This is a genomic window from Micromonospora echinaurantiaca, assembly GCF_900090235.1.
GTDB lineage: Bacteria > Actinomycetota > Actinomycetes > Mycobacteriales > Micromonosporaceae > Micromonospora > Micromonospora echinaurantiaca.
In genome coordinates, this window is the sequence record NZ_LT607750.1 from 6,051,740 (window position 1) to 6,077,740 (window position 26,001).

At 72.7% G+C, this 26,001-nt stretch carries 25 protein-coding genes and 1 tRNA gene; 12 read left to right on the plus strand and 14 right to left on the minus strand.

Annotated elements, in window-relative coordinates; genetic code table 11:
* Positions 1-25: 25 nt before the first annotated feature.
* The 3 genes from GA0070609_RS27370 to GA0070609_RS27380 form a co-directional block, all read right to left on the minus strand.
* Entirely contained in the window at positions 26-487 is a 462-nt protein-coding gene (locus GA0070609_RS27370; protein WP_088996458.1) for a RidA family protein, read from the minus strand.
* 76 nt (positions 488-563) lie between these two features.
* Entirely contained in the window at positions 564-719 is a 156-nt protein-coding gene (locus tag GA0070609_RS27375; RefSeq protein WP_088996459.1) for a DUF4177 domain-containing protein, read from the minus strand.
* A 44-nt stretch (positions 720-763) separates the two neighbouring features.
* The gene (locus tag GA0070609_RS27380) at positions 764-1,243 is read right to left on the minus strand and encodes a hypothetical protein (protein WP_088996460.1); all 480 of its coding nucleotides are present in this window, start codon (positions 1,241-1,243) and stop codon (positions 764-766) included.
* Positions 1,244-1,554: 311 nt separating this feature from the next.
* Between GA0070609_RS27380 and GA0070609_RS27385 the strand changes: the two genes are divergently transcribed.
* From GA0070609_RS27385 to GA0070609_RS27395, 3 genes are read left to right on the plus strand one after another with little or no spacing between them, the layout of a single operon-like run.
* On the plus strand, positions 1,555-2,166 hold the full coding sequence (locus GA0070609_RS27385; RefSeq protein WP_088996461.1) for an Rv0361 family membrane protein: 612 nt from the start codon (positions 1,555-1,557) through the stop codon (positions 2,164-2,166).
* A gap of 26 nt (positions 2,167-2,192) precedes the next feature.
* Positions 2,193-3,167, plus strand: coding sequence for an ArsA-related P-loop ATPase (locus GA0070609_RS27390; protein WP_088996462.1), 975 nt, complete (start codon positions 2,193-2,195; stop codon positions 3,165-3,167).
* Between the two features lie 54 nt (positions 3,168-3,221).
* Positions 3,222-4,373: an ArsA family ATPase gene (locus GA0070609_RS27395; protein WP_172899421.1), complete on the plus strand. Its 1,152-nt coding sequence runs from the start codon at positions 3,222-3,224 to the stop codon at positions 4,371-4,373.
* An 84-nt stretch (positions 4,374-4,457) separates the two neighbouring features.
* Here GA0070609_RS27395 and GA0070609_RS27400 read toward each other — a convergent pair whose 3' ends face one another.
* Complete coding sequence (locus GA0070609_RS27400) at positions 4,458-4,778, minus strand: WhiB family transcriptional regulator (RefSeq protein WP_088996464.1); 321 nt, start codon at positions 4,776-4,778, stop codon at positions 4,458-4,460.
* Positions 4,779-5,181: 403 nt separating this feature from the next.
* Here GA0070609_RS27400 and GA0070609_RS27405 point away from each other — a divergent pair, with 403 nt between their 5' ends.
* On the plus strand, positions 5,182-7,611 hold the full coding sequence (locus GA0070609_RS27405; protein WP_088997998.1) for a penicillin-binding protein: 2,430 nt from the start codon (positions 5,182-5,184) through the stop codon (positions 7,609-7,611).
* Positions 7,612-7,691: 80 nt separating this feature from the next.
* On the opposite strand, the gene GA0070609_RS27410 is transcribed toward GA0070609_RS27405, so the two are convergent.
* Positions 7,692-8,147 (minus strand): GatB/YqeY domain-containing protein, encoded by a 456-nt coding sequence (locus GA0070609_RS27410; RefSeq protein ID WP_088996465.1) that lies wholly within the window; start codon positions 8,145-8,147, stop codon positions 7,692-7,694.
* A 25-nt stretch (positions 8,148-8,172) separates the two neighbouring features.
* Between GA0070609_RS27410 and GA0070609_RS27415 the strand changes: the two genes are divergently transcribed.
* The 4 genes from GA0070609_RS27415 to GA0070609_RS27430 all read left to right on the plus strand — a co-directional run bounded on the left by GA0070609_RS27415 (position 8,173) and on the right by GA0070609_RS27430 (position 10,782).
* Positions 8,173-9,066: a metallophosphoesterase gene (locus GA0070609_RS27415; protein WP_088996466.1), complete on the plus strand. Its 894-nt coding sequence runs from the start codon at positions 8,173-8,175 to the stop codon at positions 9,064-9,066.
* A gap of 266 nt (positions 9,067-9,332) precedes the next feature.
* Positions 9,333-9,409, plus strand: a tRNA-Pro gene (locus GA0070609_RS27420).
* A 168-nt stretch (positions 9,410-9,577) separates the two neighbouring features.
* Positions 9,578-10,351, plus strand: coding sequence for a hypothetical protein (locus tag GA0070609_RS27425; protein WP_088996467.1), 774 nt, complete (start codon positions 9,578-9,580; stop codon positions 10,349-10,351).
* 104 nt (positions 10,352-10,455) lie between these two features.
* Complete coding sequence (locus GA0070609_RS27430; RefSeq protein WP_088996468.1) at positions 10,456-10,782, plus strand: phosphotransferase-like protein; 327 nt, start codon at positions 10,456-10,458, stop codon at positions 10,780-10,782.
* A gap of 54 nt (positions 10,783-10,836) precedes the next feature.
* On the opposite strand, the gene GA0070609_RS35365 is transcribed toward GA0070609_RS27430, so the two are convergent.
* From GA0070609_RS35365 to GA0070609_RS27450, 5 genes are read right to left on the minus strand one after another with little or no spacing between them, the layout of a single operon-like run.
* Positions 10,837-11,169 carry a zinc finger domain-containing protein gene (locus GA0070609_RS35365; protein WP_456299181.1) on the minus strand — a complete coding sequence of 111 codons (333 nt, stop codon included), beginning with the start codon at positions 11,167-11,169 and terminating at the stop codon, positions 10,837-10,839.
* A 46-nt stretch (positions 11,170-11,215) separates the two neighbouring features.
* A complete protein-coding gene (locus tag GA0070609_RS27435) occupies positions 11,216-12,142 on the minus strand; it encodes a hypothetical protein (protein WP_088996469.1) in 927 nt (308 codons plus the stop codon).
* Positions 12,139-12,630 carry a hypothetical protein gene (locus GA0070609_RS27440; protein WP_088996470.1) on the minus strand — a complete coding sequence of 164 codons (492 nt, stop codon included), beginning with the start codon at positions 12,628-12,630 and terminating at the stop codon, positions 12,139-12,141. The genes GA0070609_RS27435 and GA0070609_RS27440 overlap by 4 nt, the downstream gene beginning before the upstream one ends.
* Positions 12,631-12,633: 3 nt before the next feature.
* A complete protein-coding gene (locus GA0070609_RS27445; RefSeq protein ID WP_088996471.1) occupies positions 12,634-13,845 on the minus strand; it encodes a macrolide family glycosyltransferase in 1,212 nt (403 codons plus the stop codon).
* A gap of 49 nt (positions 13,846-13,894) precedes the next feature.
* Positions 13,895-14,083: a hypothetical protein gene (locus GA0070609_RS27450; RefSeq protein WP_157748308.1), complete on the minus strand. Its 189-nt coding sequence runs from the start codon at positions 14,081-14,083 to the stop codon at positions 13,895-13,897.
* Between the two features lie 93 nt (positions 14,084-14,176).
* On the opposite strand from GA0070609_RS27450, the gene GA0070609_RS27455 reads away from it, so the two are divergent.
* Together GA0070609_RS27455 and GA0070609_RS27460 are read left to right on the plus strand one after the other, a co-directional pair.
* Complete coding sequence (locus GA0070609_RS27455; protein WP_157748309.1) at positions 14,177-16,651, plus strand: choice-of-anchor D domain-containing protein; 2,475 nt, start codon at positions 14,177-14,179, stop codon at positions 16,649-16,651.
* 267 nt (positions 16,652-16,918) lie between these two features.
* Positions 16,919-17,929 (plus strand): hypothetical protein, encoded by a 1,011-nt coding sequence (locus tag GA0070609_RS27460; protein ID WP_157748310.1) that lies wholly within the window; start codon positions 16,919-16,921, stop codon positions 17,927-17,929.
* Between the two features lie 9 nt (positions 17,930-17,938).
* On the opposite strand, the gene GA0070609_RS27465 is transcribed toward GA0070609_RS27460, so the two are convergent.
* Positions 17,939-18,412 (minus strand): hypothetical protein, encoded by a 474-nt coding sequence (locus GA0070609_RS27465; RefSeq protein ID WP_231928431.1) that lies wholly within the window; start codon positions 18,410-18,412, stop codon positions 17,939-17,941.
* A 402-nt stretch (positions 18,413-18,814) separates the two neighbouring features.
* Here GA0070609_RS27465 and GA0070609_RS27470 point away from each other — a divergent pair, with 402 nt between their 5' ends.
* Positions 18,815-20,098 (plus strand): MFS transporter, encoded by a 1,284-nt coding sequence (locus GA0070609_RS27470; protein ID WP_088996475.1) that lies wholly within the window; start codon positions 18,815-18,817, stop codon positions 20,096-20,098.
* Between the two features lie 196 nt (positions 20,099-20,294).
* Here the strand turns inward: GA0070609_RS27470 and GA0070609_RS27475 are convergent, their stop codons facing one another.
* Together GA0070609_RS27475 and GA0070609_RS27480 are read right to left on the minus strand one after the other, a co-directional pair.
* The gene (locus GA0070609_RS27475) at positions 20,295-22,022 is read right to left on the minus strand and encodes a bifunctional metallophosphatase/5'-nucleotidase (protein ID WP_088996476.1); all 1,728 of its coding nucleotides are present in this window, start codon (positions 22,020-22,022) and stop codon (positions 20,295-20,297) included.
* Positions 22,023-22,387: 365 nt separating this feature from the next.
* Complete coding sequence (locus GA0070609_RS27480; protein WP_088996477.1) at positions 22,388-23,167, minus strand: phosphodiesterase; 780 nt, start codon at positions 23,165-23,167, stop codon at positions 22,388-22,390.
* Between the two features lie 213 nt (positions 23,168-23,380).
* Here GA0070609_RS27480 and GA0070609_RS27485 point away from each other — a divergent pair, with 213 nt between their 5' ends.
* A complete protein-coding gene (locus GA0070609_RS27485) occupies positions 23,381-24,802 on the plus strand; it encodes a GGDEF domain-containing protein (protein WP_088996478.1) in 1,422 nt (473 codons plus the stop codon).
* 133 nt (positions 24,803-24,935) lie between these two features.
* On the opposite strand, the gene GA0070609_RS27490 is transcribed toward GA0070609_RS27485, so the two are convergent.
* Positions 24,936-25,997, minus strand: a complete 1,062-nt coding sequence (locus tag GA0070609_RS27490; protein ID WP_088996479.1) for an aspartate-semialdehyde dehydrogenase — start codon at positions 25,995-25,997, stop codon at positions 24,936-24,938.
* Positions 25,998-26,001 lie beyond the last annotated feature (4 nt).

Below are 26,001 nucleotides of genomic sequence, written 5' to 3' on the forward strand. Positions count from 1 at the left end.
GCAGGATCGCGGGGAGCGTGGCGGGTCAGGCGACCTCGACGATGACCTCGACCTCGACCGGGGCGTCGAGCGGCAGCTCGGCGACGCCGACCGCGCTGCGGGCGTGCCGGCCGGCCTCGCCGAAGACCGCGCCGAACAGGTCGGAGGCGCCGTTGATGACGCCCGGCTGACCGGTGAACCCGGGGGCGGAGGCGACGAAGCCGGTGAGCTTCACGATCTTGACGACGTTCTCCAGGCCGACCAGCGAGTCGATCGCGGCCAGCGCGTTCAGCGCGCAGCGCTGGGCCAGATCCTTGGCCTGGTCGGCGGAGACCCCGGCGCCGACCTTGCCGGTCGCCAGCAGCTTCCCCTCGGCCATCGGCAACTGGCCGGAGACGTACACGTGCTGCCCGGACTGCACGGCCGGCACGTAGCTGGCCACCGGCGGTACCACCTCGGGCAGCGTCAGCCCGAGCTCGGCGAGCTTCGCGTGCGGACCGTTGCTCATGCCGCCACTCCGCTTCGCTGCGTAGCGGCCTGAGGCACCAGCGCGCTGAGCCCGATGATTCGCTCGCTCCGCTCGCTCATGCCTTGGGCCGCTTCAGGTAGGCGACCAGCTGGTCCGGGTTCGGGCCGGGGATCACGGCGACGAGTTCCCACCCGTCCTCGCCCCAGTTGTCGAGGATCTGCTTGGTCGCGTGGACCAGCAGCGGGACCGTGGCGTATTCCCACTTCTGCATCGGTGGAGGGCTCCCTCGGTGGCAATGACACTTCGAGGGACAGCCTACGGTCCGGCGGCCGGCCGGGGCGCGGGACGCTGCTCCGGCGCGCTCGGCAGTTCGCCGCACGGGCCGCTGTGCTCGTACCGCTGGGGGCAGCGGGTGCGGTCCGGCAGCAGCAGGTCACAGAAGACCCGGTGCCGGTTGTTCTGGTCGTCGGCGGTGGAGACGGTGGTCTCGCCGGCGTCGAGTTCGGTGAGGAAGCCGAGCGAGGTGGCGACCGTGCCGGCCAGGGCGGTCGCGGCGGCCAGGTCGGCGACCCGGATCGGCAGGTGGATGACGTAGCCGGGCTCCTCGTCGTCCCGGGTCCGCTCGGCCGGCCGGGCCAGCGTCCGCACCACCTCGACGGGCTCGACGATCCGCCGGTACGACCGCTCGTTGATCGGCAGGCCCGCGGCGACCCCCTCGCCCTCGCCGGCCGAACCGGGACCGGACAGGCGCCCCGTCGGGAACTGGGCTCGGGGGTTGTTGTCCGCGTCGCGCATCGCTGCCTCCGGGCGTCGTACCTGGTCACGTCATCGCCATCCGGTCCTGGGCCCGACGCCCGGCCCGGTCCCCCCGCGCAGCTCAGAACGTAGGTCGCTGGCCCGAGTCCCGTAAACAGGACGCGCACGGCAGGTGACCGAAAGTCACATATGCGACACAGTGTCCGGTCCGGCATCGACCGAGCCGCCCCTCCCCCACGATCCCGCGCCGACCGCTACCCTTCCGGTCGGACGGGCGCGCAAAGCTCGCCCGCCCACTCGAAACGCTCGTCGCCGCCGGTGGTGACGACGTCGCACCCCCGGGGGAAGAGATGACCCAGCCACCCAGCGGCGAGCCGGTCGGCCAGCCCGAGGCGCCGAGCCCGGCCGTTCCGGCCGCCCAAGCCGGCGCCCCCACCGCGGACCCGACGAACCCCGTGCCGGCGGGTTACCCGCCGTACCAGGGCCCGGCGGCCCCGTACCAGGGCCCGGCGGCCCCGAAGAAGAAGCGCGGCCTGCTGATCGCCGCGATCGCCCTCGCCGTGGTGCTGGTGCTCTGTGTCGGCGGCGGCGTGGCGGCGTTCTTCACCCTGCGCAACGCGGAGACGGGCACCGGCGCCAAGGAGCCCGTGGTCGCGGTCGACGAGTTCCTCACCGCCGTCTACAAGGACCGGGACGCGACCAGGGCGGCGAGCCTGGTCTGCTCGGCGGCCCGGGACGACGACCGGATCGCCGCCAAGGTGGCCGAGGTGGAGAAGTACGTCGGCGCCCACCAGAACCCGCGGTTCCGCTGGACCAAGCCGAAGGTCGACAACCAGACCGGCGACCGGGCCACGGTCAGCACCAAGGTGACCATGACGACGGCCGACGAGAAGGTCGCCGACCAGGAACTGCGCTTCACGGTGGTGCAGAAGACCGGTTGGTGGGTCTGCGAGGTCGCCTGAGCGCCGTCGCTGGATAGGCTCGACGGGTGCGAGCAGCTGAGCGACCGGCCGACCCGGCCGAGGGATGGCCGGGCCGCCTCCACGTGGTGACCGGCAAGGGCGGCACCGGCAAGACCAGCGTGGCGGCGGCGCTCGCCCTCGGGCTGGCCGCCGGCGGCCGGCGCACCCTGCTGGTCGAGGTCGAGGGGCGGCAGGGCATCGCCCAGCTCTTCGACACCGAGCCGCTGCCGTACGAGGAGCGGCACCTCGCCGACGCGCCGGGCGGCGGTGAGGTGCGGGCCCTGGCGGTGGACGCCGAGGAGGCGCTGCTCGAGTACCTGGACATGTTCTACAAGCTCGGCGCGGCCGGCCGGGCGCTGCGCAAGTTCGGCGCCATCGACTTCGCCACCACGATCGCCCCCGGCCTGCGCGACGTGCTGCTCACCGGCAAGGTGAAGGAGGCGACCACGCGCACCGCCGGGCAGCGACGGGTCTACGACGCGGTGGTGCTCGACGCCCCGCCGACCGGCCGGATCGGCCGGTTCCTCAACGTCACCGCCGAAACCGCCCGGCTGGCCAAGGTCGGCCCGATCAAGACACAGAGCGAGGGAGTCTCCGCGCTGCTGCGCTCGCCGATCACCGCGGTGCACGTGGTCACCCTGCTCGAGGAGATGCCGGTCCAGGAGACCGTCGACGCGATCGCCGAGCTGACCTCGTTCGGTTTCCCGGTGGGCCGGGTGATCGTCAACGCGGCCCGGCCCCCGCTGCCGGCCGGTCGGGTGGTGACCCCGGCCGAGCTGCGCCGGGGGCTGGTCGCCGCCGGGCTGCCCGCCGACCGGGACACCGTGGCCGGGCTGCACGCCGAGGCCCGCGACCAGACCGTCCGCCGCGAGCTGGAGGATTCGCTCCGGGCCGACCTGGTGGAGCTGGGTCTGCCGCTGACCGAGCTGCCGCTGCTGCCCGAGGGCGTGGACCGGGCCGGGCTGGACCGGCTCGCCGAGGCGCTCGTCCGGGCGGATTGACTCACACCTGACGTCGGCACCGGCGCGTGGACCCAGCCGGCCCGATACGCTCGATTGGTGCCTTCCGAAGACGCGGCGCCGCAGCTGGACGTCGACCAGATCCTCGCCGATCCCGGCGTACGCATCGTGGTCTGCTGCGGGGCGGGCGGGGTGGGCAAGACCACCACCGCCGCGGCGCTCGCGCTCCGGGCCGCCGAGCAGCACGGCCGGCGTACGGTGGTGCTCACCATCGACCCGGCCCGCCGGCTGGCCCAGTCGCTCGGGCTCACCGAGCTGGACAACACCCCGCGTCAGGTCAAGGGGATCGACGTCGAGTCCAGCGGCGGCGAGCTGCACGCCATGATGCTCGACATGAAGCGCACCTTCGACGACGTGGTGCTCCAGCACACCGATCGGGCGAAGGCGGCGGAGATCTTCGCCAACCCCTTCTACCAGGCGATGAGCTCGACCTTCGCCGGTACGCAGGAGTACATGGCGATGGAGAAGCTCGGCCAGCTGCACGCCCGGGGCGAGTGGGACCTGATCGTGGTCGACACCCCGCCGTCCCGGTCGGCGCTGGACTTCCTCGACGCACCGGCGCGGCTGTCCCGGTTCCTCGACGGCCGGATGCTGCGACTGCTGCTGGCCCCGGCGCGCAGCGGCGGGCGGAGCATGTTCAGCCTGGTCACCGCGTCCTTCGGGATGTTCTCCAAGGTCGTGCAGAAGGTGCTCGGCGCGCAGCTGCTCACCGACCTCTCCGGCTTCGTCGCCGCGCTCGACTCGATGTTCGGCGGGTTCCGGCAGCGCGCCGAGCAGACGTACCGCATCCTGCAGGCGCGGGAGACGGCGTTCCTGCTGGTCGCGGCGCCCGAGCCGGACGCGGTCCGGGAGGCCGCCTACTTCGCCGGCCGGCTGCGGGCGGAGCGGATGCCGCTGGCCGGCCTGGTGCTCAACCGGGTGCACCGGCCGGCGGTGCCCGACCTCGACGCGGCGGAGAGCCTGGCCGCCGCCGAGCGGCTGGCCGACCTCGGTGGGCACGAGGCCACCGAGGACGTGCTGCGGGCGCACGCCGCGCTGGTCCAGCAGGCGCGCCGGGAGCAGCGGGTCGCCGAGCGCTTCACCGCGGAGTTCCCGGCGGTGCCGGCGGTGTCGGTGACGGCGCAGCCCGCCGACGTGCACGACGTCGACGGGCTGCGGACGATCGGCGCGGCGATCAGCCGGACCTGAGGCCGTGGCGGCCGGCGGGGCCGGAGCCGGGGCCGCCGGTCGGGCCCGGACCGTTCGCGGTCGGCCGGGCCCGGAGCGCGGCGGTCAGCCGGCGGCGGTGACCAGGATCTTGTCCTTGCCGGCCTTGTCCTTGCCGTTCTTCTTCATCGCGGCCTCGAACATCTTGCGCCAGCTCGTCACCTGCGGGTGACGGCGCAGCAGCGCGCGGCGTTCGCGTTCGGTCATGCCACCCCACACACCGAACTCGATCCGGTTGTCCAGCGCGTCGGCCAGGCACTCGTACCGAACTGGGCAGCTCCGGCAGATCCGCTTGGCCACGTTCTGTTCGGCGCCCTGTACGAACAACGCGTCCGGGTCCCCGTTCTGACATGCCGCCAGCGACGGCCAGTCAGTGATCATGCCCATGTGTACACGTCCCCCCTTGCAGTACCTACCGACGTCGTGCGGACCAGCCGGCAATTCCCCCCGGTCGACCGGGCCTGCCTTCCCCAAGGCGGCACGGACGACATGTGGCGCTGTCGCCGCCCCCATCATGCTCTGTAGTCACCCGATTACGCAACGTTGTCGGCTAAATCCATCATTCCGGACACTCCCGGCTTCCCGGGCTCTCGACCGCCGCTTACCCCTCCCCAGTACGTGAAAACGCTGCGGCCGTCCCCCGAACGGAGGAGACTCGGCGCCGGGTTCACGCAACCACGCACCAGGGGTCGTGCGTTTAGCACAACGAGGTCGGCGCGCGCAGGAAATGGGGAAAGAACGCCCCAGCGCCCCTCGTTACCTGTTCGCGTACCCTGTCGAGGTGACCTGGATGCGGAAACGTGACCACAATGTGCTGACCAACGCCGCATCGCTGCTGATCTGCGGCCTGTTGGCCGGCGTGGTCGTCGCGGCGGCGGCCTTCCCCGCGGTGGCGATGTCCGGGCTGGCCGCCAAGGCCGGCGCCGAGACGTTCGGCGCGCTGCCCAAGGAGCTGACGGTGGCCCGCGCGCCGCAGATCAGCTACCTGTACGCGGCCGACGGCAAGACGCAGCTGGCGACCATGTACGACGAGAACCGGCGCGACGTGAAGCTCGCCGACATCTCGCCGGTGATGCAGAAGGCCATCATCGCGGCCGAGGACCACGACTTCTACAAGCACAACGGTGTGGACCTCAACGGCGTGGCCCGCGCGTTCGTCAACAACCAGAGCGCCGGCGCCGACCGGCAGGGCGCCTCCACGCTGACGATGCAGTACGTCCGGCTGGCCATCGCGTACTCGGCCACCCACCCGGCCGACGTGGTCGCCGCGACCGAGGACACCAGCGCCCGCAAGCTGCGCGAGATGCGCTACGCACTCCAGATCGACAAGGAGCTCTCCAAGGACGAGATCCTGGAGCGCTACCTGAACATCGCCGCGTTCGGCAACGGCGCGTACGGCGTCTACGCCGCCAGCCAGGTCTACTTCGGCAAGGCGCCCAAGAACCTGAAGATCGAGGAAGCGGCGATGCTGGCCGGCCTGGTGAAGGCGCCCAGCTCGTTCGACCCGACCACCAAGAGCGGCTACCCGCTCGCCGTCGACCGGCGCAACTACGTCATCGAGAACATGTTCGAGATCGGCGCGATCACCCGCCAGGAGGCGGACGCCGCCAAGGCGACCAAGCTGGTGGTCAAGGACAAGCGCACCCCGAACGGCTGCGTCGACACCGCGGAGAAGGGCTGGGGCTTCTTCTGCGACTACCTCTACCGCTGGTGGATGGGGCAGGAGACGTTCGGCTCGACCTCGTACGACCGGGAGCGGCGGCTCAAGAGCGGCGGCTACCACATCGTCACCACGCTCGACCCGGACGCGCAGCGCGCGGCCGACAAGGCGGTCCGCAGGGCCAAGAAGGAGACCGCCAAGGAAGCCGCCATGGTCGCGGTGGTCGAGCCGGGCACGGGCAGGGTCCGGGCGCTGGCGGTGAACCGGAACTTCAAGCTGGACGACCCGAAGAACCCGGCCAACAAGCCGCACAGCGACCCGAAGCAGCGCAAGAAGGGCAAGCGGGGCAACTACCCGAACACGGTCAACCCGCTGCTGACCGGCGGTGACGGCATCACCGGGTACCAGGGAGGCTCGACCTTCAAGATCTTCACCATCGTCGCGGCGCTGGAGAAGGGCATCCCGCTCAGCTACACCATCAACGCACCGCAGACGTTCCGGTCCGAGTACATCGTCGAGCGGAACAGCCCGGCCGCCTGCCCCGGCACCAACCTGTACTGCCCGCAGAACTCGGGCAAGAAGGCCGGCGGCGTGCAGACCATGTGGAGCGCGTTCAGCGCCTCGATCAACACCTACTTCGTGCCGCTGCAGCAGCAGGTCGGCGCGGAGAACGTGGTCGACGTGGCCAAGCGGCTCGGCATCCAGTTCCGGGCCAGCAACGACGCCCGCTTCGCCAGCAACAAGGACTACGCGCACGACTGGGGCGCGTTCACCCTGGGCGTCTCGCAGACCACTCCGCTGGAGTTGGCCAACGCGTACGCCACCCTGGCTGCGGACGGCAAGTACTGCGAGCCGATCCCGGTGCAGGAGATCCGGGACCCGGAGGGCAAGAAGCTGGACATCGCCAACCCGCGCTGCGAGAAGCGGATCAGCACCGACGTGGCCCGGGCCGCGGTGGACGCCGCCCGCTGCCCGGTTGGTGACAGCCCGGCCAACGGCAGTTGCGGCGGCAGCCGGACGGCGGCCAACGTCCGCGGCATCGTCAAGGCGCCGGTGGCCGGCAAGTCCGGCACCACCGACTCGGAGAAGAGCGCCGCGCTGGTCGCGATGACCAAGCAGTACGCGGTGGCCGGCATCATGGCCGATCCGGACTGGCCGCAGACCAACGTCAAGATGGGGCACAACGTGCCCAACGGCATCAACCCGCCGGTCTACGAGACGCTCCGGGACGCGATGAAGGGCAAGCCCCGGATCGACTTCGAGCCGCCCGGCAAGAAGATCTCCGAGGGTGACCAGCGTTCGATCCCGAACGTCAAGTGCCAGCCGGTCGAGACGGCGAAGAACCGGATCGAGGGAGCCGGCTTCGACGCGGTCGTCTCCGACGTCAAGGTGCCCTCCAGCTGCCCGCCGGGCACCGCCGCCGGCACCAGCCCGGACGGCCGGACCATCAAGGGTGGCGTGGTGACCATCCAGATCAGCAGCGGCGGCGGCGCCAAGCCGGGCACCCCCGGTGGCCAGCCGACCAACCCCGGCCGACCACCGGGCCGCCCCCGAGGCTGACGTCGCAGGACACGACGACGGGCGGGCACCCCACGCGGGGTGCCCGCCCGTTTCGCGTACGCCGGCCGGAGCCGGCGGGGTCAGAGGCCGAGCTGCCGGCGTACCTCGGCGGCCACCCGGCCCCCCTCGGCCCGGCCGGCCACCGCGCCCTGGGCCGCCTTCATGGCCGGGCCCATCTGCGCCTTGCCGGTGAACCCGCCCGCGGCGAGCGCCCCCGCGACCAGCTCGGCCAGCTCGGAGTCGGAGAGCTGCTTCGGCAGGTAGCGCTCCAGCACCTCGCCCTCGGCGGTCTCCTTCGCGGCCTGGTCGGTGCGGCCCGCGTCGGCGAAGGCGGTCGCGGCCTCGCGCCGCTTCTTCGCCTCCTTGGTCAGCACCGCCAGCACCTCGTCGTCGGTGAGGTCCCGCTTGGCCTTGCCGGCGACCTCGGCGGTGCCGACGGCCGCCAGGGCCATCCGCAGCGTGGAGGTGGTCAGCTCGTCGCGCGCCTTGAGAGCGGCGCGCATGTCGGCGGTGAGGCGGTCCTTCAGCGTGCTCATGGACGGTCAAACTACCCTGAACGCCATGCGAAAGCGCACACTATTCCGGCTCGCGGCCGGAACCGCCGCGGTGGGCGCGGCCACCCTGGCCTACGCGTCGCTCGTCGAGCGCAACATGTTCACCCTGCGGCGGTACGACGTGCCGGTGCTGCCGGCCGACGCCGAGCCGCTGCGCGTGCTGCACCTGTCGGATCTGCACATGACGCCCGACCAGGCGCGCAAGCAGCGCTGGGTGGCCTCGCTCGCCGCCCTCGACCCCGACCTGGTCGTGGTGACCGGGGACAACATGGCGCACCCGGATGCCGTGCCGGGGGTGCTGCGGGCGCTCCAACCGCTGCTCGACTACCCGGGCGCCTTCGTCTTCGGCTCCAACGACTACACCGGCCCGGTCTGGAAGAACCCGTTCACCTACTTCCTGCCGGACCGCGAGTACACCGAGGGCGTCGAGCTGCCGCACGAGGAGCTGCGCGAGGTGCTCGCCGGCGCCGGCTGGGTGGACCTGAACAACGCCCGTACCACGATCAAGGCCGGTGGCCGGGTGGTCGAGCTGGCCGGCGTCGACGATCCGCACATCGAGCGGGACGACTACTCCGCGGTGGCCGGGCCGGTCTCCCCCTCGGCCGACCTGTCGATCGCGCTCAGCCACTCCCCCGAGCCGCGGGTGCTCGACCAGATGGCCGCCGACGGCTTCGGGCTGCTGCTCGCCGGGCACACCCACGGCGGCCAGGTCTGCGTGCCGGGCTTCGGCGCCCTGGTGACCAACTGCGGTCTGCCCCGGTCGATGGCCCGGGGGCTGCACCGGTGGCCCGACTCGGACTCCTGGCTGCACGTCTCCGCCGGCCTCGGTACGCACCCCACCGCACCGGTCCGGTTCGCCTGCCCGCCCGAGGCCAGCGTCCTCACCCTCATCCCCCGCTGACCGCCCCGCCCGGTCCGACGGCCTGCCCGCACCGGCGACCCCCGGCCCGCCTCAGGCAGGCCGCCCGGTGCGGGCGGCGGCCGGCGGCCGGCGCGAGCGGCCCAAGATCCGCGCAACATCCGGGAAGTAGTGGTGTCCACGGCCTGGTGAGGCCACTACATCCGGGAAGTTGTGCGGAACTGCGCCGTTCCGCGGGCGGTCGGGCGGCGGTGGGGGTACCGAGTTTGACCGTCGAAGCGGGTGGGCTACTATTTGTCGGCACGCCTCGGGGTGTGGCGCAGTTTGGTAGCGCGCTTCGTTCGGGACGAAGAGGTCGTCGGTTCAAATCCGGCCACCCCGACCAGAGGTAAACGCAGGTCAAGGCCCCTCCGCAGAGGGGCCTTGATTCGTTTCCGGCAATCACGGCTCAGCTTGCGGCAGGAGTGCGTGCCCGGTGGCCTCGGTGCTCTTGGTGGGGTACGTGGCCGGCCGCCCGTGGAAGCAGAGGCCGACGTCGCTATAGGTTCTCTTGGTGGCGATTCCCTCAGTGTTGCAGGAGTCATTGCACGATCCGGTGTTCTGGGCGCGGTATACCTTCGCCCACGAGGAGGGACCCGGGGCGGATCGGCTTGGTGACCTCGAAGACCTACTGAACAACGACGATGACGACGATGACGATGACGCGGATGAGGATTCCGCCGACTCGTCGCTCGACGTGGCCTTCGAGGTCGGCGATGGCCACGAGGTCGTACTGAGCATCGACGCCTCGACCGACTCCTACAGCCTGGGTATCACCACCCCCGACCTGGCAGAGCCGGCCGAGCTCGGATGGGACGACCTCGCACACTGGCACCCGCACGCGTTGCGCTGGGCCGAACTCGACCTGATCTGCCGGGCGATCGCCGCGCGGAATCCGCGGCTGCAGCACCCCGGGGCTCCATTGGCCCTGCTGTGCCGATTCGCCGCCGTCTTCGACGATGACGACGTGGACCGGGCCGTCGCCGCCGTCGACGAGGCATACGCCGCGTTACGCCCGCCGCACTGGAAGGGCTACTGGCCGTGCGGCGCCGACTGGCTCGAACGCGCCGACTTCCGTGGTGAGAAGGTCACCTGGCAGCGCGACGAGGCCGGCAACCTCTGGGCCCATCAGGACGACGCCGACCGCGACGACGAACCCTTCTACAGCACCCGGCTAGGGCCGGACACCGGCGACGGCTTCCCACACGTCCCGCTCCGGGCCGTGCTGAACGCCGCCACGGCGACGGTGGGCGACCCGCCGGAGTCGGCCGGCCGCCAAGCGGGATAGGCAGCGAGGAGACATCGGGACCACCAGCAGCGGCCGGCAGGAGACGACACGAGGCGGCAGATAAGGCCCTGCTTCGCAGCGCAAGGTGGCATCGGACGACACCCATGTCCCGCGAGCCTGTCGGCCGGGCTTCGCGACCGCTTCACCGGGCCGGTGCCCGGGTCATCGTCGACGACGTCTTCCTCGGCGGGGCGGCATCCCAGCAGCGGTGGCAGCAGGCCCTTGCCGGGCTGGACGTGCTGTGGGTCGGCGTCCGGTGCCAGAGCTCGGTCGCCGCAGGTCGCGAGATTACCCGGGGCGACCGGGTGCCGGGGATGGCCGCGTTGCAGGCAGCGGCGGTGCACCACGACGTCACCTACGACATCGAGGTGGACACCACGCACACCGAGTCCCTGGTGTGCGCGCGCACCATCGCCGCTCACATCAGCTGACCGAGGCCGGCTGCCAGCGCCGACGCCGTCGAGCCGGTCCAGACGTGGTCGCTCCTACTTCGTACGCTCGGGGTGTATGTCGCCCGGGTGGACGGGACGGCCAGGGACGCTGATGCACAACTGTCCCGGTTCCGCCGCGCACACCGGGCAGGGGCGGTATGACTCGACCGGCCCGGGGTCGAGGCCCCTCGCCAGGGCCGCCCGAACGATGTCGTCGGCCGCGTGGTGCAGCTCGGTGTCCCGATGTCTGACGGCCGCCTGGTGGATTCGCTGGAGTGCGCTGCGTGCCAGCTCCCCTGGATCAGTCACCCGACCGACCTTCCCGCTGCGCTCGCCGTCACACGCACCCGGCACAGCGACCGGATGAGGGCGGTTTCCCCCGGGCACAGCGGCCGCCCAGGGTCAAACCGGTCACGGCAGCGGTCCCGGCGGGTCACCCGGTGGTGGTGCCCAGGCGGTCCCGGATCAGCGCGATCACCGTGTCGGCGGTCCGGTCGAGGTAGCTGCGGCCGTCGGGCAGCCGGGCCTCCGGGCTGATGTAGCTACGGGGACCGACGTGGGTGGCCGGATCGAGCCGGTGCACCGTGATCTTCCCTGCGCGCTCGGCCCGGTTCCACCCGCTCCAGCGGAACAACCGCCACCGCTGCGGGAAGATCCGGGCGCCGACCCGCTCGATCCGGTCGCCGGCGCTGGTGAGCTGGCAGAGCCCCTGGGCGTGGTCGATGTCGTTGGCGCCGTTGTGGAACCCGCCGAGAGTGATCAGCCAGAGCGGGCAGCGCAGCTGGGACCAGAGTTCGTTCACCGCGCCGGTGGCGACCTGGGCGCCACCGCTGTAACAGAGCAGCACCACGGGGACGTCGCTGTCCGGCCGGTAACCGGCGAGCCGGAGCTGGGTGGCGATCTGTGCACCGACGGCGCGGTTGTACAGGGGACGGTACCGGCGGTCGGCGGCGACGAAGATCTGCACCACGTTGTGCAGGAACAGCACCAGCCCGATGTGGCGGCGCAGCCAGACCCACACCGGCCGGTTGGCGAGCGGGTTGGCCAGCGGAGAGTAGGGCTGCACCTGGCCCAGCACCCGGAGCTCGGGTGCTCCCGCGATCAGGGACTTCACCAGCCGGCCGCCGTCCCGGGTGTCGTGGAAGCGGCGTTTCCCGATGCCGTCCAGATAGACCAGGTAGGCGTCCGGCGGGCGGTCCGGGTCCGCGCCCCGGGCGTACGGCATGCCCGCGGGGAGCGCGGTGGTGGGAGTCCGCCAGCCCGCGGCGTAGGCCAGCACCTCGTAGCGGGCGAGCAGCGCTTCGGCGATCAGGACCGGCCCGATCCCGGCGAGCAGCAGCAGGAGCGCGAACTCGATCATGTGACCGGCTCCGGCGCTCTTCTGGTGTTGAGCCGCACGACCAGGCGGCGGACGCCCTCGACGGCGACACCGAGCCCGACCCCCGCGACGGCGACGCAGCCGGCGGCGTCCCACCAACCGACCCCCGCCGTCGCGGCGAGCGCGGTGGCGAGGCCGGCCCCCACTCCGGCCATGAGCAGCAGGTGCAGCAGCGGCCCGAGCAGCGGGAACGCGAGGACGGCGGCGAGCAGCAGCGGGGCGGCCAGGCCCGGCGTCCAGACCAGCGCGGCCTCCTCGGAGGGGGCGGTGGTCAGCACCAGCTCGGCGAGGGTCCACGCGGACAGCGGCCAGAGCGCGAACACGGCGCCGTCGACGATGGCGCCGGCCAGCATCAACCCGACCACCCTCCTACGGGACGCGCCGGACAGGCGTGCCACCACGGGCAGGAGCCGCCCGGCGGCCTCGGACAGCCCGGCGAGCAGCAGCAGGACGGCGACGACGGCAGGCATTCGTCAGTCCTGTGCCGGCTGATCGACAACGACCTGCCCGGCCCGCTGCGCGTAGCGCTCCAGTTCGTCGGCGGCGCGCGAATAGCCGCCGGCCGCGCGCTGGGCGGCCCGCAGGGTATCCGCGGCGGCCCGGAACCGGGGCTCGTCGAGCAGCCGCTGGGCGAGCGCGCGGACGACCTCCGCGTCGATCTCCTCGGTGCGGACCGAGAGGCCGGCGTCGAGTTCGACGATGCGGGTAGCCACCAACGACTGGTCGGCACCCTGGGGGACCACCAGCATCGGTACGCCGGCGTACAAAGCTTCGTTGACGCTGTTCACCCCGCCGTGGGTGAGGAACAGCGCCGCGCGGGCCAGCACCTCCGGCTGCGGCACGGAGCGGTGGGCGAGCACGTTGGCCGGCAGCGTACCGAGCGCGTCCGGGTCGGTCTGCCCGGTGGAGATGACCACGGTGCCACCCAGCGGGGCGAGCGCGGTGGCGAGGTTGCGCAGCAACTGCGGGTCGGCCTTGAACACCGTGCCCAGCGAGGCGTACAGCACCGGGTCACGGAGCCGGTCGAGCGGGAACGACGAGTCGACCGGGCGGGAGCCGACGCTCGGCCCGACGAACCGGTAGGACTGGTCGAAGCTGTCAGCCCCGGGGTGGAACGCCCGCGAGGTGTAGACCAGGTTCAGCGGCTGACGGATGTTCGCCAGGTCGACCAGGGGCAGCGCACCCGTGTCGTAGCGGCGGCGCAGCTCCCAACGCGACCTCAGGTAGCCCCCGGCGGGGCGGGGTCGGGCCGCCGCCGCGGCGAGCAGCTCCCAGGAGGCACGGGTGGGGCTGGGCACCTGCCGGTTGAACGCGAAGGTGGTGAACGACGACGCCGCCGGCACGTCGAGTTCCCGCGCGGCCACCGGCCCCCATGGGCAGAGGGAGTCGTGCACGATCAGGTCGGGCCGGGCGCCGCGCAGATCGGCGAGGACGGCGGGCAGCACGCGTACGGCGGTGCGCGCGAGCTGCTCCATCACCGTGACCGGCGTCGGCGGGCCGGAGAGCGGTACGTCGTCCCCGGAGTAGCTGAGCACCCGCGCGCCCGTGGCGGCGATCTGCTCGGCATAGCCGGGCGGCGCGTGGTAGGTGACGGAGTGACCACGACTGACCAGCTCGGCCACGACCGGCAACGTCGGGTTGACGTGCCCGTGCATGGCGATGTTGAGGAATGCGATGGTGCTCATCGGCCGACCCCGGACAGCCGTGGAGTCAGTGCCCGGCAAGATGTAACGATCACGATCCGCCCTTCTCGGTGACAGCGTAGACGCTGCCGGAGACCGGCACGTCGTGGACCAGGTACTCGCCTCCTGTTTCGCGAGCCGGTGCGAGCGGCCTGGGGTAGCCGCCGCCGTCGGGGGCGGCGATCGGCTCACTGTCGCCGCGGTGCCCACCGACCGTTGATGGGTGGAGCGCCTCGGTCATCCGGCTCATTGCCGCGCTCGCATCGATCTCCTATGGTCATCGCGCCGGGCGATCGCCCGGCATCCCGCGCCATCGACCTTCCATGGGGGAACCGTGCGCACCCTACGTGGCGCCCTGGTCGGCGCCATCGCAGTCCTACTGACATCCACCACAGTGGCCGCCCCGGCACGGGCCGAGGCAGCCGATCCACCCGCCGCCCCGCACACCGCCTTCACCATGCACTTCGACGGCTGGGGCTACATCGACGGCAACTTCTCCTACGAGGCCTCCCGCAACACGCTGGAGATCTACCAGCAGAACGCGAACGGCTACGCACTCGTGATGCGCGGCTTCGACGGCGACCACTGGCACGACCTGAACGTCACCCCGCCGGTGGGCACCCGGTTCACCGCGGGGCAGTCCTACGAGACCAGGACCAACTTCAGCCCGCAGGAGTCGATCACCACGCTCAACGTCTCGGGTGACGGGCAGGGCTGCAGCAGCGGCGCGACCGGCACGCTGGACGTCGCCGAGGCCGAGTACGACGACGAGACGGGCAAGTTCACCGCCTTCGCTGCCAGCTTCTCGATCCCCTGTGGCGGCACCGACACGGCCAAGGGCGAGATCCGCTTCCAGTCGAGCATCGGGTACAAGGCCACCGACAGCTGGGAGTACCGGCTGCAGATGGGGCGGCAGCCGGCCGGCGCCGCCGGCACTCCGCAGGACGTCACCGTCGAGGTGAACGGGACGGAGCCGACCACGTTCGGCGCGGCCTCGCTCTCCGGGGCGAACCCGGCCGCGTTCGAGATCTCGGCGAACACCTGCTCCGGCCAGACCCTCTCGTACGGCCAGACCTGCAAGCTGACCGTCACCCCGAGGGCGTCGGCGATCGGTGAGCAGACCGCGGTGCTGACCCTGGTCGAGAACTCGGTCGCCGGCAAGGTGGCCCGGCTGCTGTCCCTGGAGGGCTTCGACGCCCGGGGCGCCATCGCCTCGCCGTCGTACTTCGACTTCGGCTACGTCGCGGCGTACGAGACCTCGGCGCCGAAGACGGTGACCCTCACCGGGGCGGGCGACGTGCCGATCACCTTCGGCACGGCGTCGATCGTCGGCGCGAACGCGGCCTACTTCAAGATCACCAACGACGCCTGCTCCGGCCGGACCCTGGCCAAGGGGCAGACCTGCGCGATCACCGCCGTCGCCCGGCCCACCGAGAACACCCAGGGTGGGGCGGTCGTCTCGCTGCCGGACGACAGCTTCGCCGGCTCGACGCAGATCTCGCTGGGCGTCAACGGGTACAAGTCCGACAAGGGCACCTACTCCACGATGTCGCCGTACCGGATCCTGGACACCCGCTCCGGCAAGGGCGCGCCGAAGGCGATGGTCGGCTCGGGGAAGGTGGTGTCGCTCCAGGTCACCGGGGCCGGTGGCGTGCCCACCGACGCCTCGACCGTGGTGCTCAACGTGACCGTCACCGGGCCCACCGGCAGCGGCTTCGTCACGGTGTACCCGTCGGACGTGGCACGCCCGAACGCCTCGTCGCTGAACTACGTCAAGGGCTGGACCGGAGCCAACTCGGTCACCGTCAAGGTCGGCGCGAACGGCAAGGTGAACCTCTACAACGCCGGCGCTTCGACGCACCTCGTCGCCGACGTGTTCGGTTACTACTCCAAGGGCCACGAGTGCTGCTCTGGCTACGACGGCGGGCAGTACCACGCGCTCGCCAAGCCGATCCGGCTCACCGACACGCGGACCTGGGGCTCCCGCCTTCCGGCCGACCACTACCTCAACTCGGCCGCGAACTGGAACAGCACCATCAACCCGCGGGTCCGCGCGTTCGCGGTCAACATCACCGCCACCTCGCCGACCGGTTCCGGCTTCCTGACCGCCTGGAGCGGATACGCGTACGGGCTGCCGAGCACGTCGACGTTGAACTACGTGAAGGGCGCCACGGTGCCGAACTTCGCGGTGGTGCCGACGACACCCTGTGACGACTGCGGCAGCGCCACCGGCCTGCCGTCGATCGGGGTGTACACCAGCACCAGCACGCACGTCATCGTGGACCTCGTCGGGTTCTACGACGACGGGACGCTCCCCAACGGGCTGCGCTTCTCGCCCGCCGTACCGACCCGGATCGCGGACACCCGCGCCGGGCAGGGCTGGCCGGCGCGGCTCGGGCCGGGGCAGACGGCGACGATCGCCGCGCCGTCCCCGGTGACGGACGCCGACACGCGGGCGCTGGCGACGAACGTGACCGCCGTCAAGCCGACCCAGACCACCTTCCTGACGGTCTGGCCGGCGGGCATCGACGGCATCGGCCGGCCGAGCACCTCCAACCTGAACCCGACCGCCGGGTCGGTCGTGCCGAACGCGGTGCAGACCATGGTCGGGCCGGATCGCAGATTCAACGTCTACAACGCCAGCGGCTACTGCGACGTGGTGGTGGACGTGGTCGGCACCTTCTACCGGTACCCGCCGTCGGCGCCAGCCGACTGGGAGGCCGGTGCGCGGGCGCGGGGCGCCGCCCCGGCGGATCCCTCAGCGGTGACCCCGACGGCGCCGGCGCCGCAGCGGGCCAAGCAACTGTGACCGGGTGAGACCCGGGGACCGCGCGCCGCCACGACGGGCGGTCCCCGGCACCGAACGGCGGAGGGGCACATCCGATCGGATGTGCCCCTCCGGTGTTTCCGGGTCGGCTACCGCGCCCACACCCGGACGGCTCGGGACGCGCCGGCGATGAAAGTGGCCCCGACGAATGCCGATGGACGAATGGTCGATGTGGCCCGCCCGAACCGACCGCGACCCGCGCCGGTGGCGGGGCAGCGGGCCGGACGGGGGATGCCTATGCTCTGCGGCGTGTCCGCCCCGAGGATCGTCACCGCGTTCGGCCTGCCGAGGCTGAGCGTCACCAGCCACCACCCCGACCTACGACCGCTGCGCCGGGCGGCCGTGCGCCGGGACTGGCCCGCCGTGGTCGACTTCTTCGCCGGGCTGCCCGCCGAGCACGACCCCTCGTTCGCCGCCGAGGTGGTGGCGAACGTCGATGGCAGCGAGACGTTCCTCGAACCGGCAGTGCACGGCCCGCTGGCGCCGGAGCTGGCCGGGACGCTGCTCGGCGCCCGCTGGGTCAAAATGGGCTGGGCGGCGCGCGGTGCCCGCGCCGCGAAGTACACGAAGCCCGAGCAGTTCGAGCGGTTCCACGCCTACCTCGGCCGCGCCGACGAACTGCTCGAGCAGGTCACCGGCGGTGAACCGGGCAACGTCTCGGCGTGGACCACCCGGGTGCACATCGCGCGAGGGCTGAGCGTCGGGCAGGCCGAGGCGCGACGCCGCTACGAGCAGGCGGCCCGCTCCCGGCCGCACCCGTTCAACGCGCAGATCGCCCTCGCCCAGCAGCTCTGTCCGAAGTGGGGCGGCTCGTTCGCGCAGCTGCACGCGTTCGCCGCCGAGTGCGCGGCGCAGGCGCCACCCGGCTCGCTGAGCGCGGCGGTGGTGGCCGAGGCGCACATCGAGCAGGCACGCGCCGAGAAGTCGGCCACCGGCTGGCTGCGCCAGCCCTGGGTCCGGGCCGAGCTGAGCCGGGCCGCCGAGCGTTCGGTGGACCACCCGACCTACCGGCCGGTGCACGGCTGGGTGATGGCGCACAGCCGCTTCGCGTACGCCTGGACGCTGGCCGGTGACCGCCCCCGGGCCGCCCGGCACTTCGCGGCGCTGGGCAACGCGATGACCGACTACCCGTGGAAGTACTGGCTGGGCTCGGGGCGGACCACGTACAAGGCGCGGCAGCTGGGCGCGTTCGGGAAGTCGATCGGCCGCGGTGGCGACCCGGCGACCGACGACCTGCGCTCGACCCCGATCCTGCGCTGACCTTCGCCGTCAGTCGTTCCGCTCGGTGCGCTCGATCTCGGCGAAGGCGGCGGTCAGATAGCCGTCGAGTGGGCGGCCGGTGACCGCCAGCAGGTCCGCGACGAGCAGCGGCGCGTGCCGGGCGACCGCCGCCGGGTCGGGCGGGGCGTCGTCGTCGCCCGGGTCGTACACCCCGAGCGCACCGGCGAGCAGCACCAGCACCACGTGCGGGTCGACGTCCGGCCGCCAGCCGGCGGCCGACCGGACGCAGCGTTCCAGCACCTGCCGTACGTCGTCGCCGGCCAACCCGTCCGGGTGGGTCTCCTCCAGCAGCAGCCGGACCACCGCCCCGAGCACGAGGCCCGACCGTTCCGCCCCGGCCAGCCGCCCGACGGACGTCTCGTAGGCCTCCGGGTCACGGGCCCGGGCGGCCCCGACCGCCTCGGCGGCCGCGACGGCGATCTCACGGGCGGGCGCGGGCAGGTGTCGCCAGGTCACGGTCACCGGGCCAGCATGGCAGAGCACCCCGACACCACGGGCGGCCGAGGCGACCCACCCGAGCCGGGCGAGCCGGGCCGGACCGAGCCGGACCGGACCGAGCCGGACCGGGCCGAGCCGGGCCGAGCCGGGCCGAGCCGGGCCGAGCCGGGCCGAGCCGGGCCGAGCCGGGCCGAGCCGGGCCGAGCCGGGCCGAGCCGGGCCGAGCCGAGCCCGACCGAGCCGGGCCGGGCCGGGCAGAGCGGGCCGGGCCGACGGCGATGCGGTCGAGGGCGACGGGCGTACGGTCAGCCCGCGCCGTCGAGGCGGGCATCGGTCGTGGCCTTGGTCACCTCGACGGCCGGGCACCCGCGCGGGCGCCGGTAAACGGCTCGCCACCTGTCGTACCCGGCGAACAGAATCGCTGACATGCTGCGTCGCGCCCTACCCCGTCGTCCGGAAGCCCGCCGGATCCTCGTCGGCACCCTGCTCTCGGCGATCGGGCGCGGTCTCACCCTGCCGTTCCTGTTCATCTACCTGACCGACGTACGCGGGCTCACCGATGCCCGGGCCGGGCTGGTGATCGGCTGGTACGGCGCGGTGACCCTGGCGCTGTCGCCGGTCGGCGGCACGCTGATCGACCGGTTCGGCGCCCGCCGGGTGGTGCTGCCCTGTCTGCTCATCGAGGCGGTGGGCACCGGCTCGCTGGCGCTGGTCGACTCGACCGGCTCGGCCTTCCTGGTGATGACCGTGATCGCCATCGGTAGCTCCGCCATCTGGTCCGGGCAGAACACCATCCTCGCCTCGCTCACCGACGACGGCGAGCGGCAGCGGGTCTTCGGGCTCAACTTCGCGCTGCTCAACCTCGGTATCGGCATCGGCGGCCTGACCTCCGGCGCGATCGTCGACACCGGGCGTCCGGTCACCTTCCAGCTGATCTACCTGCTGGACGCCCTGACCTACCTGATGCCGGCGCTGATCCTGCTGACCCTGCCCGGCGTCGGGCACCGGCTCGCCACCCGTACGACCGAGGGCAAGGCCCCGAGTGGCGGCTACCTGACCGTGCTCCGCGACCGCCCGTTCCGCCGCCTGGTGATCTTCGGCCTGGTCCTCACCACCTGCGGCTACGCCCAGATCGAGGTCGGCTTCACCGCGTACGCCGTCCGGGTGGCCGAGGTGACCCCGCGCGTGGTGGCGTGGGCGCTGGCGGCCAACACGGTGATGATCGTGCTCGCCCAACTGGTGGTGATCCGCCGGATGGAGGGGCGCAGCCGTACCGGTGGCCTCGCCGTGGTGGGCGCGGTCTTCGCGACCGCCTGGCTGGTCCTCGGCTTCGCCGGGGTGGTCGGTACGGGCAACGCGCTGCTCGCGGCGCTCTGCGTGATGGCCTGCTCGGCGATCTTCGGCTTCGGCGAGACCATGCTCTCGCCGGTGATGCCCGCGTTGACCAACGCGCTGGCCACCGACGAGTTGCGCGGCCGGTACAACGCGATGAGCTCGATGATCTTCGGGATCAGCGGGGTGATCGGCCCGGTGACCGCCGGTCCGCTGATCGGCGCGGCCGACGGCCGGATCTGGGTCGCCTTCGTGGTCGGTGGCTGCCTGGTCGCCTCGCTGCTCGCCCTCTCCCTGCGCCGGCTGCTCACCCCCGGGCAGGACGGTCGCGTGCCGGCCCCCGCCACGACCTTGGAACCCGCCCCGGCTGCCGCCTGACCCACCCCGAGCCACCCGAGGCCCTGGCAGGTCGCCGGGGCGTCGGGTCGCGGGGAAGATCGCGCTCGCACCCGCGGCCGGCCATCCCTCACGCCCGCGGTCGGTCGTCTTTGCGCCCGCGGTCGCTGCGTCGGGCTGAACGGGTCGGGCCCCGGAGCGGCGTCGCTCCGGGGCCCGATCCGCGTGGGTGCTGCCGTCAGGCGGCGGCGACCTCGGCGGTGGTGCGGATGCGGTCCAGCGCCGGGGCCGACACCGGGGACTCCGCAGTCAGGTAGGCCACGAAGGCGTCCAGGTCGATCATGCCGGTGACCAGGTTGGTGCCGCCGGTGAGGACGCTGAAGCCGTCACCACCGCCGGCCAGGAAGTTGTTCACCGTGACCCGGTAGGTGCTGGCGGTGTCGACCGCCACGCCGCCGAAGGTGAGGCTGCCGCGGACGATCCGGCTGCCGGCGCACGGGTCCGTGCTGGGGCCGGTGGTGCCGTTCAGGTCGACGACGTAGCGCACCGTCGACGACGGGTAGAGGATGCGGCCGGTGATGAACTGCTGCTCGAGCAGGCAGTACAGCTGCGCGCCGGTGAGGTCGAGGGTCGCCAGGTTGTTGGCGAACGGCTGCACCGTGAACGCCTCCTCGTAGGTGACCGGGCCGGCGTCCAGGTCGGCGCGGACGCCGCCCGGGTTCATGAACGCGGCGACCGCGCCCTGCTCGTCGTCGGTGGCGGCGAGCTGCGCGTCCGCGATCAGGTTGCCCAAGGGGGACTCACCACAGCTGGCGGGGACCCGCGAGTCGCACGTGGCGAGCAGGTTCTCCTGCGTCTTGGTGATCGCCGTGGTGGTCTCACCGACGACGCGGCCGGCCACCGGGCCGAGGACCTCCTTGTACCGGTCGATCAGGTCGGTCTGCGCCCGGTCCTTGTCGACGTCCCGGGTGACCACCACGTTCTCGGCGGTGGCGGTGAGCACGTCACCGGTACGCCGGTCGATCTTCAGGTCGATGTCGGTGACCAGGCGACCGAACGAGCTGGCGCTGGTGACCAGCTTGTCGTTGATGTTGCAGTTGTACGCCTGGTGGGTGTGCCCGCTGACCACCACGTCGATCGACGGGTCCATCCGGTTGGCGATGTCGACGATCGGGCCGGTCATCCCGACGCAGTCGTTGATGCCACCGGTCGCGGCCTGGGCGCCACCCTCGTGCAGCAGCACCACGATCGCCTCGACGCCCTTGCGGCGCAGCTCGCGGGCGTACCGGTTGGCGGTGTCCGCCTCGTCGGCGAAGCTCAGGCCGGCGACACCCTCCTGGCTGACGATCTGCGGGGTGCCCTCCAGCGTCATGCCGATGAAGCCGACCTTGACGCCCTGCACCTTGTGGATCGCGTACGGGGGCAGCAGCGGGCGGCCGGTCGCCGTCTTGAAGGCGTTGGCCGACAGGTACTGGAAGCCGGCGCCCTCGTACGGGGTGCCGTCGGCGCAGCCGTCGACCGGGTGGCAGCCGCCGTTCTGGATACGCAGCAGCTCGTCGGCGCCCTCGTCGAACTCGTGGTTGCCGACGCTGGCGTAGTCCAGCCCGGCCATCGACAGCGCCTCGATCGTCGGCTCGTCGTGGAACGCCGCGGAGAGCAGCGGGGACGCGCCGATCAGGTCGCCGGCGGCCACCGTGATGGTGTTCTTCTTCTTGGCGGCCGCGCGCAGCTCGGCCAGGTGGGTGGCGAGGTACTCGACGCCGCCCGCCGGCTGCCCGGCGATGGAGCCGCTGGAGCCGCTCGGCGGTTCGAGGTTGCCGTGGAAGTCGTTCAGGGCCAGCAGGGTGACGTCGACCGGCTTGGGCCCGGCGTCCGCCTGGTCGGGGGTTGTGGCGACCGCGCCGAACGCGGTCACGGCGAGCGCGGTCAGGCCGATGGCGGCCCTACGCATCCCGGGGATGGACATGGAACTCCTCATGGGATTCCGGCGCGGCGGGCACCCGATCGGTGGTTCGCGTCGGGCCCCGGCCCCGCCGTCGGCAGGGTTCGATCGCGGGTGGCAGCGGTGGGGGCCGCCGCCCCGCCGGGGACAGCCTCTCATCCGAGCCGCGAACGGTCGACCTGGGCAGCACACCAGAGCTGCGGCAATCGTCGGTGACCCGGCCGGGACGACCGGGCGATTAGGACATGACGGTCAGGTGACGAGCACCGCGCCGGATCCTCGAAGGGCCGGCCTGGAAATCGAACCGGACGGCGGATCAGGCCGAGGACGTCCCGATGGCCGGCACCGGCCGGGCGGTGGAGTCGGTGTGGTCGACCGACGGACCCGGATCAGTAGGTGCAGGTCAGGCCGGCGGCGTGGCTGACCTCGACGGTGTGGGTCACGCAGCCGCCGCCGACCACCCGGTGCAGCAGGAAGCCGGTGGGCTCGGCGACCCAGCCGATCGGCTCGTCGGGGCTCATGGTGAGCGACGCCTGCCGCCAGGTGCTGGGCGCGGTGGTGAGCACGGTACCGGCGAAGGCGGCCGTGACCGGCCGGTGCAGGTGGCCGGCGAGCACCCGGACCACGTGCGGGTGCCGGCCGATCACCTCGGCGAGGGCGTCACCGTCGGCGAGCCGGACCGCGTCGGCGGCGGGCAGCCCGACGTCGATCGGCGGGTGGTGCAGGCAGACCAGGGCGGGCGCGTCGGGCCGGCCGGCGAGCACCCCCTCCAGCCAGCCGAGCTGCTCCTCACCCAACCGCCCGCCGCCCGACCCCGGCACCAGCGAGTCCAGCACCACGATGGTCACGTCCGGGTGGTCGACGTGGTAGTAGGCGGAGAAGCCCCCGCCCAGCAGGGGCGTACCGCCGAAGGTGTCGAGCAGCGACTCCCGGTCGTCGTGGTTGCCGGCGACCAGGTGCACCGGCAGCGGGAAGCGCCCGATCACCTCGCGCAGCGTGACGTACTCGTCGGTGCGGCCGTGGTCGACGAGGTCCCCGGTGATCACCACGCAGTCCGGCCGGGGACGCAACGCCAGCACCCGGCCGAGCGCGCGGTGCAGCCCGGCGGCCGGCTCGGCGCCGAGCACACCGGTGGTCAGGTGCGGATCACTGAGCTGGGCGATGAGCATCGTGCCTCCACTCGACCGGTACCCCCACGCTATCGTCGCGGCCCGCGCAGCGCGGGCCGCCCGGCCCACAGCCAGCGTCCACAGCCTGTGGATAGCACATGTGTACGAAGCCGTCCGCCCAGCTCAGCGAAGGGCGGATCGGCTCCGCGCTGAGTACCCTTGATCGCGCCTCCCGGCCCCGGGCCGAGCACCCCTACCTGGAACGACGTGCGAATGGATCACCAGCGAGTCATCCGTGACGTCACGGTCCGCCTCCCCATGGCGTCGACCGCCGTCGAGGCGTGCCAGTGGACCGTCACCGCGCTGGCCCGCTACGCGCCGGCCACCATCTCGGTGCTGTTGCAGGTGCACGACCGGCTCCGCTGCGTCGCGGCCACCGGCTCCTGGCAGGTCTTCTCGACCGTCCCGCCGCAGACCGGGATCGTCGGCCGGGTGTACGAATCCGGCGTGACCGCCGTCGTCCCGGACGTCGCCGCCGACCCCGATTACCTACCGGTACGCCCCGACGTCACGGCCGAGGTGTGCGTACCGGTGCTGGACCCGGCGGGCCGCCCGATCGGCGTGCTCGACCTGCAGTGGTGCGACCCGGTGGAGCTGGCCCCGTGGCGGGAGACCGCCGAGCGGCTGGCCGCCCGGCTCGGCGCCCGGATCGTGGCGCTCGGCGGGCCGCCGGCGGAGAGCCGCAGCGAGAAGCTGCTCCGGCACGCCGCCGCGCTGACCTCGGCGCCGACCGAGTGGGACGTGCTGAGCGCCGCCGTCACTGCGGCCCGGGACGTGTCGACGCTACCCGCCGCCGTACTGGTGCTGGCCGGTCCCGCCGGACCCCGACTCGACCCGCCGACCGGCGGCCCGGGCGAGCTGGAGGCGCGGATCCGGGCCGAGCTGGCCGAGGCCGGGCCGGCGGCGCTGGGCCGGATGGTCAGCCGCGCCCACCGCTACGGCGCCGGCTACACCCTCGGCGAGCCGGGGCACCCGCCGGTCGCCGACCACGAACCCCTGGTCCGGGCGGGCGTACGCACCCTGATCGTGGTGCCGGTCGGCCCGGCCGGCGAGGGCGGCGCGCTGCTGGTCGCCGACGAGCGCCTGCTCCGCCCCGACCCGACGACGGTGAACCTGGTGGAGCTGCTCGCCGGGCAGGCGTGGAGCTGCCTGGACCGGCTGCGCACCCTGGCCCGGCTGCGCGAGCAGGCCAGCTCCGACCCGCTCACCGGGCTGCGGCACACCGGGCCGTTCGGCCAGCGGATCGCGGCGGCCACCCCGGGGCGTACGGCCCTGCTGGCGATCGACGTGGACGGCTTCAAGACGGTCAACGACACGTACGGCCACCAGGCGGGCGACCGGGTGCTGGTCGGCCTGGCCCGGGCGCTGGAGGGGGCGCTGCGCCAGGGCGACGAGCTCTACCGGATCGGCGGCGACGAGTTCGTCGCGGTGATCGAGGTGAACCGGCCGGAGGAGGCGGTCCGGATCGCCGAACGGCTCACCGAGGCGGCCCGGCGTACCGGGCGGACGATCAGCGTCGGTGTCGCCCTGCCCCGCCCCGGCGAGTCCCCGGAGCTCACCCTCCGCCGCGCGGACCAGGCCCTCTACGCCGTCAAGCGGCACGGCCGCGACGGCGTCCACCTCGCCGCCGCCTGACCCACCCCTCCCCTCCCGCGCCCCGCGCCGCGCGCCCGCGCACGTTCAGAGAACGAGTGGCCATCAGGCGCCGGACAGGCACTCGTTCTCCGAACCTGCGCGCAGGGTCCGGGCGGGCGGGGGTGGGGCTCGGTCAGCGGGGGGTGAACTCGGCGGCGAGGAGTTCGGCGATCTGGGCGGTGTTCAGGGCGGCGCCCTTGCGGAGGTTGTCGCCGGTGACGAAGAAGTCCAGCGCGCGGGGGTCGTCGACGGCGCGGCGGATCCGGCCGACCCAGGACGGGTCGGTGCCCACCGCGTCGATCGGCATCGGGAACTCGCCGGAAGCGGGGTCGTCGACCAGGATCACCCCGGGGGCGTTGCGCAGCACCTCGCGGGCGCCCTCGGCGTCGACCTCGGTGGCGAAGACGGCGTGCACCGCCACCGAGTGGCCGGTCACCACGGGCACCCGGACGCAGGTGGCGGAGACCTTGAGGTCGGGCAGCCCGAGGATCTTGCGCGACTCGTTGCGCAGCTTCAGCTCCTCGGACGACCAGCCGGCGTCGGCCGGCGAGCCGGCCCAGGGCACCACGTTCAGCGCCAGCGGCGCCGGGAACGGGCCGAGTTCGTCGCCGACCGCCTGGCGTACGTCGCCCGGGCGGGATCCGAGCCCCCGGTCGCCGGCGATCTTGCCGAGCTGGGCGTGCAGCGTGTCCACGCCGGCCTGACCCGCGCCGGAGGCCGCCTGGTACGAGGCGAGCACCAGTTCGCGCAGGCCGTACTCGCGGTGCAGCGGGGCGACCGCGACGATCATCGTGAGGGTGGTGCAGTTGGCGTTGGCGATGATCCCCTTGGGCCGGTTGCGTACCTGCTCCGGGTTGATCTCGGGGACCACCAGCGGGACGTCGCGGTCCATCCGGAAGGCACCGGAGTTGTCCACGGCGACCGCGCCGCGGCTGACCGCGATCGGAGCCCAGTGCGCCGAGACGTCGTCCGGCACGTCGAACATAGCCACGTCGACCCCGTCGAACGCCTCCGGGGTGACCGCCTGGACGGTGAGGTCCTCGCCGCGGCAGCGGACCACCTTGCCGACGGAGCGTTCGGAGGCGAGCAGCCGGATCTCGCCCCAGACGTTCCTGCGCCCGGTGAGCAGTTCGCACATCACCGTGCCGACGGCCCCGGTCGCGCCGACCACGGCGAGGGTGGGCAGCGGCGCCACGGGC

What these genes read in the sequence shown, in the direction of transcription:
- GA0070609_RS27375 (WP_088996459.1), bottom strand. Translation starts at nt 719, where the DNA reads ATGCAGAAGTGGGAATACGCCACGGTCCCGCTGCTGGTCCACGCGACC.
- GA0070609_RS27480 (WP_088996477.1), bottom strand. Translation starts at nt 23,167, where the DNA reads ATGCTCATCGCCCAGCTCAGTGATCCGCACCTGACCACCGGTGTGCTC.
- GA0070609_RS27450 (WP_157748308.1), bottom strand. Translation starts at nt 14,083, where the DNA reads ATGACCGAGGCGCTCCACCCATCAACGGTCGGTGGGCACCGCGGCGAC.
- GA0070609_RS27485 (WP_088996478.1), top strand. Translation starts at nt 23,381, where the DNA reads ATGGATCACCAGCGAGTCATCCGTGACGTCACGGTCCGCCTCCCCATG.
- GA0070609_RS27470 (WP_088996475.1), top strand. Translation starts at nt 18,815, where the DNA reads ATGCTGCGTCGCGCCCTACCCCGTCGTCCGGAAGCCCGCCGGATCCTC.
- GA0070609_RS27385 (WP_088996461.1), top strand. Translation starts at nt 1,555, where the DNA reads ATGACCCAGCCACCCAGCGGCGAGCCGGTCGGCCAGCCCGAGGCGCCG.
- GA0070609_RS27400 (WP_088996464.1), bottom strand. Translation starts at nt 4,778, where the DNA reads ATGGGCATGATCACTGACTGGCCGTCGCTGGCGGCATGTCAGAACGGG.
- GA0070609_RS27435 (WP_088996469.1), bottom strand. Translation starts at nt 12,142, where the DNA reads ATGATCGAGTTCGCGCTCCTGCTGCTGCTCGCCGGGATCGGGCCGGTC.
- GA0070609_RS27415 (WP_088996466.1), top strand. Translation starts at nt 8,173, where the DNA reads ATGCGAAAGCGCACACTATTCCGGCTCGCGGCCGGAACCGCCGCGGTG.
- GA0070609_RS27380 (WP_088996460.1), bottom strand. Translation starts at nt 1,243, where the DNA reads ATGCGCGACGCGGACAACAACCCCCGAGCCCAGTTCCCGACGGGGCGC.
- GA0070609_RS27445 (WP_088996471.1), bottom strand. Translation starts at nt 13,845, where the DNA reads ATGAGCACCATCGCATTCCTCAACATCGCCATGCACGGGCACGTCAAC.
- GA0070609_RS27475 (WP_088996476.1), bottom strand. Translation starts at nt 22,022, where the DNA reads ATGTCCATCCCCGGGATGCGTAGGGCCGCCATCGGCCTGACCGCGCTC.
- GA0070609_RS27410 (WP_088996465.1), bottom strand. Translation starts at nt 8,147, where the DNA reads ATGAGCACGCTGAAGGACCGCCTCACCGCCGACATGCGCGCCGCTCTC.
- GA0070609_RS27440 (WP_088996470.1), bottom strand. Translation starts at nt 12,630, where the DNA reads ATGCCTGCCGTCGTCGCCGTCCTGCTGCTGCTCGCCGGGCTGTCCGAG.
- GA0070609_RS27430 (WP_088996468.1), top strand. Translation starts at nt 10,456, where the DNA reads ATGTCCCGCGAGCCTGTCGGCCGGGCTTCGCGACCGCTTCACCGGGCC.
- GA0070609_RS27405 (WP_088997998.1), top strand. Translation starts at nt 5,182, where the DNA reads ATGCGGAAACGTGACCACAATGTGCTGACCAACGCCGCATCGCTGCTG.
- GA0070609_RS27370 (WP_088996458.1), bottom strand. Translation starts at nt 487, where the DNA reads ATGAGCAACGGTCCGCACGCGAAGCTCGCCGAGCTCGGGCTGACGCTG.